Here is a 9393-nt window from a genome sequence, read left to right as displayed (position 1 = left end):
TGTAAATTAGGTTGGTTATTTGATGAACCTGGGTTTTCTCCCGGTTTATCTCCTAGGTTGTCTCCTAAGTTATCTCCTGGATTTTTCCCTGGGTTTTTCCCTGGGTTGTCTCCTGAGTTACCACCAGGGTTCTCTCCTGGGTTTTTCCCTGGGTTTTTCCCTGGGTTGTCTCCAGAATTATCTCCCGGATTTTTCCCTGGTTTATCTCCCGGTTTATCTCCTGGGTTTTTCCCTGGTGTGTCTCCTGGTTTTGGTTCAGTATCCTCTATTTTACTTCCTACAAGGACTATCTCTTTTATAGCATTTTTAATTACCCTTTCACTTACTTGCGCAGTTAATTCTCCTGTCTCTTTATTTGCTAATAAATATGATGTAATTTTTAATATTTCTCCATTTACACCAGCTTGTAGTACTTTTCTCACACCTTTAGGTAATGTTCTATCTATTCTTTCTTCAGTATCGTATGCTACTCGAATAATTTCTTCTTTTGGTTTAGTCCCTAAAACTACTTTCCCGTCTTGAACATCTACATGAGTTTCTTTTATTGTGTTTATTTCTACTCTTCCTTCAACAGGTTGTTCAAATAGTTTGTTATACAAGTCTGCAAAATAGTACTCTGCTTTATCCATTGGTGAGAATGCATCCTTGTATTTTTCATCTTCAGGATAAATTCTCTTTATATTTTCTGGAGAATTAGTATCAATGATATATCTTGGATAATCTTTACCAAATACACGTTTGAATATATATCTACCCAAATGTTCTGCAAATGCTTCTTCTTTATTTTCTGTAAAATATTTTGGATAAGGATTTGCATTTTTAAAATACTTATTATATACATCCTCGTATTCCTTACTATTTCGGAAACCTTGTACTTCTCTTCTAAGATATATTTCTGGAGATATTTCTTCCGAAGGACCGAATGCTAATACCTCTGGTAGATTAAAACCTCCACTATAATCGATTATATGACCAATTTCATGTAATAAAACAAACAACATTGTTATAGGTTGATTATGCTCTTTAGTATATTTAAGCCTTATACTTTCATTATGTCCATTAGCCAATCCTTGTGGTTTATCTAATTTGTCTGCATGTGGAAGATCCTTATCTGTAACTATTAAATTAACAAGATTTTTTCTATACTCATATGGAATTTTTTCTATTCCTTCTTCAAATTTCTTTTTTATATCATCAGGAATATTTCCTTCATATCTTATATTTAATTTTTCTTTTGTTCCTTTAGAAGAATTAAATCGTCGAGTAATACTTTGAAATACTACCTCTCCTTCTTTGCTCAGCATTTCCTGATACTCATTTAATTTACCTAATTTACTTATGGCTAATTTAAATCTCAAATAATTCGCTTTTACATCAGCATACATCCCATCAGTGATTATATTCTTGGCAAAATAATTTCTAATATTCTCTTTTTCTAACTTATTATCTTTATTTATCATTGATAAATGGTTTGTAGTATTAAATTCTACAAGATAATTAAAGCTATTTGTTAGTAATAAATTATAAAAATCTTCATCTTTTTCTAATGAATAATCTCTCAAACCATCGATACTAGTTACTTTACCTAGCGCTCCTTTTCTTAAAGCACTATTCTCTGGATCTAACATTTCTGGTGTTAGAATCGTAATATTTTGTTGAGAATCAACTAGTTTTAAAGTTGTATTTTCACTATGCACTAATTCTCTAGCACTAATTTTATCTGTAATATTCTGATTTTTGGGAACTGATACAAATAATTTATTTATTTGTATCTTATCACTTGGAAGTTCTTTAGACTCATCTTTTGAATATAAATTTTCATTAGAATATACATAGTTATTAGAGTAAAGCGCTTTTTCTACATCTTTTCCTAAATCAAATTTTGGTGAAGTTACCACTTTGAATGTTGTTATTTTAGTTGTTTCTCCATCTTTAGCTTCTTTAACTACTTCTCTTGTTCCGAAATCCTTAGTATCATCAACAACATATTCTACTTTAGACTTTTCAATTTTTCTTTCAATTTGTGGCTTAGTTCCTAAAACTACTTCACTTTCAGTAGGTTCTTTTCTTTCAGCAATTTTATTACCATCTTTTTCGATAAGTTTAAGAGAACCATTTTCTCCTTTAGTTTTTAACTCTCTATAACCAACATCTTTTGTTTCATCAGCAGTATATTTAATAGGACTTTCTATCGTCCTCTCTTCACTGATTACATCAGCAGCATATGTAATATTATTATGTTGATATATTGCTTCTCCTCCTGCTATTGCAAGAAATGTTACTACAGCAATTTTTGCAGAAAAAGTTCCAATTTTAGTTTTTCTTATAGAATATATATTATCTTTTTTCAACGTTTCTCTCCTAATTCTATTTTATAACGTATTTATTTAAATGTAGGATAGAGATTATTATCTCATATCCTACACTTATTGATTTTTACTATTTAGTTTCCTTTAGCTTTTTTTCTTAATCTTGCAGCTACTGCTAAAGCTACTAAGCCTGCTACAGTTGTCATACCATTTTCACTTTTACCTGTATTAGGTAAAGTTTTTAATCCATTTGGATAAACTCTTGGGCTTTGTAAATTAGGTTGGTTATTTGATGAACCTGGAGCTTTATCTCCCGGTTTATCTCCTAGGTTGTCTCCTAGTTTATCTCCTGGGTTTTTCCTTGGATTACCATCTGAATTATCATCTGGTTTCTTAGTTCCTACTAATACTACTTCATCTACTACTTCTTCAAGCATAGTTTCTTGAGTTACTACATCTAACACTTTTCCGTTTTCTGATAGTGTTATTGTTTTAATTGATTTACGACCTTTTTTACCTTTTATTTTAACTACACGTTTTCCTTCTTCTAATGTTGGATCGTTTTGTTCAATAGTTTTATAATTAACATCTTCTTCTTTTACTTCTTCTTTAATATTTATAAAAGGTTTTGGATCTATAGGTGGCTCTTGTTTACGTTCATTTGTATAGATTTCTAATAAACGATCATATTCTTTTTCTAAACCTTTTAATTCAGATATTAATTTTTGTAATTGATCGTTTAATTTTGTTTGAGTTTGTAAAAGATTTGTCAACTTAGTTACTATATCTTGAAGTTGACCTTTTACTTTAACTAGTTCTTTTTCATTTTCTTTAAGTTTAGCTACGTTATCTTCCATATCTTTTTTCTTTTTATTTAAAGATTGGATTATATCTATAATTTTGTTCAGATCTTCGTGTTTATCTTTAGAAGCTTTTAGAGCATCATCATATTCTTTTTGTGCTTTATTTGCATCAGCTTTAGCTTTGTTTAATTCATCATGTTTTTGTTTTTGAACATTTAAAGCATCATTTAATGCTTTTTGTTTAGAATTTTGATCTTCTGTTACATTTCTTAAATTTTCTTCAGCTTTTTGCTTTTCTTTTTCTGCATCTTGTAAATCTTTTGCAGCTTTATTAAATTTATTTTGAGCGTCTTGTGTTTTTTCTTTAATTTTACTTAACCCATCAACTTTATTTTGAGCGTCAGTAACGCCTTTAGTAGCTTTATCTAATTCTTGTGTAGCTTTTTCAACGTCTTTTATTACATCGTCGTATGCTTTTTGTAATACGTCTCTGTCTGGATAATCAACATTGTCAAGTAATGTAGCTACACCATAACGTTTTTCGTATTCTACATTATTCGTATCATTTTTAACAAATCCTGGATTAATTGAGATCGCGTGTAGCTTAAATGTTCCATCTTGTAAATGTGAGAATGAAACCCCTACATTCTTAGAACTAATAAGTGATAATGCGTGGTTGTAGTGCCCACTTAATTGCCCTTCGTGCATAAAGACATCGAAGTATTTATACAGATAAGTAAATAATTCAGAGCGTGTTACTGTGTTGTCAGATCTTTTCGAAACTATTAAATTTTCATAATATTGTCTTTCTGTATCAACTCCTGGATCAGCTGATGTATCTAATCCACGTTTACGAGCGGCATCGTTGATACCACGTCCGAAGTGACCATCGACTGTTGCGTTGTTGTCTACAACTGATTTAGCGACTTCTTTAGCGAATTCAATAGCGTCTAAGTGAACTTTAATTTTATCTGAAATACCTAATTGAGAACGTGCGTCATTTACTAGATGTGCAAAGTATTGAGATAACTCAAGAAGCACGTCTTGCGGTAAGTTGTTGATTTCATAAGTAATTTTATTATCAGTTTCATTGCCGTATTTTAAAGAATTTGCTGATGGTTGGCTGCTTTCAAGTACTTGTAATTTTTTAATCATGTCAAGTTCTCGGCTATTTTTGTCAGCAAAGAAATCATCCATAGCTTTGTCCTGTTGGTTAAAATATTCTTCTCGTATATTATACGCATCACGTGGATTTTTGGCTTTCCATGCATCTAAATCAAATTCTTCGTTATGAATGCTCCTAAATTTGTTAAATGCGTCTAACCATTCTTGTGTCGCTATGAATTTAGTTGGGTATGGGAATGCTTTTTTAAGAGCGTCGTCAGATTCTTTTTGTTTACGTTTAGCTTCATCTAAAAGACGTTGTTTTTCGTCTCTATTTTGTTTTTTGCTATTTAAATCAGAATTTGCATCATTTCTACGATTTGCTAAATCTTGATCGTGCTTTTTACCATCGTCTAGTTCTTTTTGAGCGTTATCTTTTTGTTTTTGTTTTTCATTAACGATTTTCTCAGCTTCTGTTAATTTCTTTTTCGCTATATCTATTTGTCCAGGGTCAAATGCTTTTTTCTTAAAATCCACATCTTTATCTGCTTCATCTGCTGCTTTTTGAGCGTCTTTAACTTTTTCATCTGCAGTATTTTTAGCATTTAGTTTAGCCACTTTATCTCTTTGAGCTTGGTCAAATTCTTGCTCTTTAGTAGCTTTATCTGTTTCAGCTTTTTTTATATCATTTTTCACACCTTCAATTACATCTGGTGTTATTTTTTTTCCTTCGTCAATATCTTTTACTAAAGAATCGACTTTTTTTTCTAATTCATTTTTTTCATTCTGAGCAGTTGCAATTTCATTTTTATTAACGTCTACTTCTTTAGTTTTATTATCAATTTCGATTTTTTTGTTATCAACATTTTTCTTTGCTTCTAATACTTGTTCATCAGAAACAGTGTATGTTTTATCTTGTTTAACACTTGTTTCCACAGGGACATCCGCCGCTTGAACTTGTGATCCAGTGTAACTAGCTCCTACTATCGTTAAACCTAATAATACCGATGCTGTTCCGATTTTATTTTTTCTTAAAGAAAATCTTTGTTTTTGCTTCATAATTATATCTTCTCCTATAAAATTTTAGTGATAATTTTTTGAAATTTATGTTAGTTTAATCACTTCTTTTGACCATTTTATCAAAAAAAAAAAAAAAAAAATCAACATTATTTACATAAAAGATAAAAGTATTATTTAAGAAAAATATTTAACTTCTAAAATTTACAGAAAAAGGGGAGGAGCCAAAAGTCCTAAATTTTTTAAAAAAATGTATATGATAACTCATAGATGCAGTAGTTTATTAATATCTAAATTCACTTTTTATGAAAGTTTTTTAGATATCTAATAAACTGTGCGAGGATGATTCGACAAAAATCAATTTCTACGAAAAGTCACTCCCTTTGATTTTTTTGATATATTAAGATTTACATTTACATATATTAGATTACTTAAAATTATTCTCAATTTAACTTCTCATTTTTCGGTGTTTGTATTGACAATAAACGAAGAAATGTTATAATCAAGAAAAGAGGTGATAATATGCCAACAACAAATTTAAATATAAGTACAGATAAAATTGTAAAAGAAAATGCCGATAAAATATATTCGGAATTGGGATTAAGTATGACAACAGCCGTTAACTTATTTTTACGTGCTACTATCAGAGCAAATGGTATTCCATTTGATTTAAAATTAACAGCTGATAAAGAATTATCAGAAGCTAAATTATTATTAGAAGGTATTGAAGATATAAAAAATAATAATCTTATTGATGGAGAAAAAGTTCTTTCGAATTTAGAAAAAAAATATGGAGTATAAATATCAATTTACTTCGCATGCAGAAAAAGACCTTGATAATATATTATCTTACCTTGAACATAATCTAGTAAGCGATACAGCTGTAAGAAACTTTTTAGAAGAACTTCGACTAACTATGGAGAATATATGTCTATTCCCTTGTAGCTATAAACTAATTCAAAATAAATATATTAACAACATAGCTATAAGAAAAGCTCTGATAATGCAATATATTCTATATTATTCAGTAGATTCTGTAAATAAAAGAATTATAATAATTAGATTTTCTCATAGCGAACAAGATGCAGATAAATTTTTTAAAACAATGAATATAAATCAATAACAATAAATAGCGACTCCAAAACTAAGATTTCTCTTGAAATCAAAATTTTAGAGTCGCTATTACTCTTTTTTTAGTTTATATAGTACTTCCAGTTAAACAATCTTTAATTTTATTTATTGTTTAACTCTTTAAGTCTTCTTAATCTTAGATTTTCTTCAACGAACGAATAACTGGTTCTTTCCTAAATGCATAATACAATTGAACTGCCATTACAACCCATAGAATAGGTTCTACAAATATTACTCCTAAATATCCTGCACTTGGAATAATAAATATTACAAATAATATTTTCCCTAGCATTTCTATAATACTTGAAACTAGTGGCATCATCTTTTGCCCTAATCCTTGCAGAGCATTTCTCAATACTAAAAGTATCGCTAAAAATGGATAAAATGCAGAACTAATCTTAAGATATAGCGAAGCTTGGTAAATTAGTTCTTCATCGTTACTTCCCGTGATAAGTTCATTTAAATATGGACTTGCGAAAAATAGCATAATACAGATGAAAACTGACCAAATTATCGTAACAAGCGCACCCTTACGTAATCCTTCAACTATTCGACTATATTGTCTTGCTCCAAAGTTTTGCGATGTAAAAGTCGTTATGGTCGCACTCATAGATCCTACTGGGAGCAGTACGAACATCATTATTCTTCTAGCACTTGTCTGAGCACTGATAATTACTGGACCTAAGGCATTAATAGATGTTTGTAAGATTACTGTACCAATTGAAACAACAGAAAACATAAGTCCCATTGCCAAACCTTGGCTAAATAAATCAGAATAAAGTTTTTTATTCCATGTAAAATGTTTTTTTGTTGGAATTAGAAATGGTGTTTTTCTACGAATATAGTTAAAACATAATACTGCAGAAATACCCTGTGAGATAATTGTTGCAACTCCAGCCGAACGTACACCCATATGTAAGTATGCTATGAAATATATATCTAATACAGTGTTAATAATTGCTGAAAAAATTAAAAAATATAATGCAGCCTTACTATCTCCTACTGCTCGAAGTAATCCCGCACACAAATTATACGCAAGAGTAACACCTACAAATACTACTATAAGATAACTATACTCATAAGATTGATCAATAATATTACTTGGTGTCCCTAGTAATTTCAGTAACGGATATAAAGTAAAATTACCTAATACGGCAATCACAATACTCAATACCCCTCCTATTACAAATGTGGCAGCTACAGCACTCTTTAACTTTTCATAATTTCCTGCACCGTAATGACGAGCAATAACTATACCCATACCATTTCCTATACCTAATGCAAAACCAACTACAAGTTCAAATATCGCAGCAGTAGCTCCAACAGCAGCAAGGGATTCTTCTCCAAGGAATCTACCAACAATCATAATATCTACCGTATTATAGAGTTGCTGAAAAATATTTGCTATCATAATCGGTATCGCAAAAGCAATCATCGCCCGTAAAATCGGACCTTCTAATAAATTTACTGATGTTTTTTTCATAAATAATATTATAGCACTTTGAAATAAAGTTTCAAGAAAAAACCTGAAAACTATTCTGAAAATGGAGAAAGGCTCATCGAAAGATGAGCCATATATTTCACTGATTCGAAACTAAAAATTTTCTCGTCCTTTTGTCCTAAAAATTCTAGTTTCTGAAGCATGTGTTATTCGTACATTCTATCTTCATCCTTTGGACTTGATAGAATTACGACTAACCGATGAAAAAAAATATTATTAAGTTTTGTTATGTTTATATTATATCCCACTTACCTTACGTGAACCTTAGACTATAATTAAAATGAAATTAAAATTGAAAACTAATTATTTTCCGAAAACACTTTACTAAAAGAATAACTTTTCAAATATATCTCTTATATTGACAATGCTAAAAAAGATAGTATATTCTTATAGTGAGGTGATAATATGCAAAAACACAACGTAAAGTCTATTACAAATAAAATTTTTAAAAAAACATCTAATCATATTCCAAAAAGTTACAATTCCAGACAAATAAAGAACGATTAGAGGCTAAATTACTACTGATAGGAATTAAAGATATCGAAAATAATAACCTTATTGATGGAGAAAAGATTCTCTCAGATTAAAAAAATAAATATAATAAATAGATATAGTATAAAATTAGGAGTAACTCAAAAAATAATTTTTTTGGTTACTCTCTATAGTTTAAAATAATTAAGAACGAACTGATTATTATCCATAAATTTATAAATCAAAATAACTTTTAAAAGCATCTTTTAATTTTATTGTATCTGATTCTTCTAAATCATAAATCTTTCTTCCTAAAAATCTACTTTTATGAACTTCTCTTATTTTTCTAATTTTTATAAATGCCTTCTCATATGTCGGATTTTTTTGATATTTTGTACAATCTATAGTTATTCCACCCCTATATTTCATGCCTTTTTTCTTACTTGTTATAGACGCTACAATAAGTGTATCATCTTTCTTTGACATCTTGCTCATAATAACAGCATAGTGCTTCCCAGAAATTTCTCCACCAATATTTTGTTTGAAATCAATAAGATATACTCCAAAAACATCAAACATCAAAATTCTACCTCATATCGAAAAATTAGGCACATCAAATAGATATGCCTTTTGGTATCCTTAACTAATAAGGCTTTCTCTTCTTCAAGTATCTCTCCTTAACTAATAAGGCTCTTGATACAATTTCATAGTATTACAAAATAATCTTCATGTCAAGTCGGAAACCTATAAATTTTGAAACCTTTAATAGTATGTCTATTACTCCATACCACCAACATGGAGAAAGGCCCATCTTTCGATGAGCCATATATTTCACTGATTCGAAACTAAAAATTTTCTCGTCCTTTTGTCCTAAAAATTCTAGTTTCTGAAGCATGTGTTATTCGTACATTCTATCTTCATCCTTTGGACTTGATAGAATTACGACTAACCGATGAAAAAAAATATCTATTATCTAAATATTTCAAACTCAAAATCAAAAATTACCTATAAAATGGAGAAAGGCTCATCTTTCGATGAGCCATATATTATGAAAAAA

Annotated in this window: 6 protein-coding genes; 2 read left to right on the top strand and 4 right to left on the bottom strand. The window is 29.6% G+C overall.

Annotated elements, in window-relative coordinates; genetic code table 11:
- The coding region (locus tag HMPREF3186_RS04880; RefSeq protein ID WP_060914183.1) for a G5 domain-containing protein at positions 1-2351 on the bottom strand (2351 nt) is incomplete at its 3' end.
- Positions 2352-2443: 92 nt separating this feature from the next.
- Entirely contained in the window at positions 2444-5275 is a 2832-nt protein-coding gene (locus tag HMPREF3186_RS04875; RefSeq protein ID WP_060914182.1) for an SEC10/PgrA surface exclusion domain-containing protein, read from the bottom strand.
- 480 nt (positions 5276-5755) lie between these two features.
- On the opposite strand from HMPREF3186_RS04875, the gene HMPREF3186_RS04870 reads away from it, so the two are divergent.
- Positions 5756-6034, top strand: a complete 279-nt coding sequence (locus tag HMPREF3186_RS04870; protein WP_060914181.1) for a type II toxin-antitoxin system RelB/DinJ family antitoxin — start codon at positions 5756-5758, stop codon at positions 6032-6034.
- On the top strand, positions 6024-6356 hold the full coding sequence (locus tag HMPREF3186_RS04865; protein WP_060914180.1) for a type II toxin-antitoxin system RelE/ParE family toxin: 333 nt from the start codon (positions 6024-6026) through the stop codon (positions 6354-6356). The genes HMPREF3186_RS04870 and HMPREF3186_RS04865 overlap by 11 nt, the downstream gene beginning before the upstream one ends.
- A gap of 144 nt (positions 6357-6500) precedes the next feature.
- Here HMPREF3186_RS04865 and HMPREF3186_RS04860 read toward each other — a convergent pair whose 3' ends face one another.
- The gene (locus HMPREF3186_RS04860) at positions 6501-7901 is read right to left on the bottom strand and encodes an MATE family efflux transporter (RefSeq protein ID WP_156438967.1); all 1401 of its coding nucleotides are present in this window, start codon (positions 7899-7901) and stop codon (positions 6501-6503) included.
- Positions 7902-8570: 669 nt separating this feature from the next.
- Positions 8571-8915, bottom strand: coding sequence for a type II toxin-antitoxin system PemK/MazF family toxin (locus tag HMPREF3186_RS04855; protein ID WP_060914178.1), 345 nt, complete (start codon positions 8913-8915; stop codon positions 8571-8573).
- Between the last annotated feature and the right edge of the window lie 478 nt (positions 8916-9393).

This window comes from Gemella haemolysans (assembly GCF_001553035.1).
Taxonomy (GTDB): domain Bacteria; phylum Bacillota; class Bacilli; order Staphylococcales; family Gemellaceae; genus Gemella; species Gemella haemolysans_B.
The sequence above is the reverse complement of the archived record's forward strand: the minus strand, read 5'-3'. Positions and strand labels throughout refer to the sequence as shown.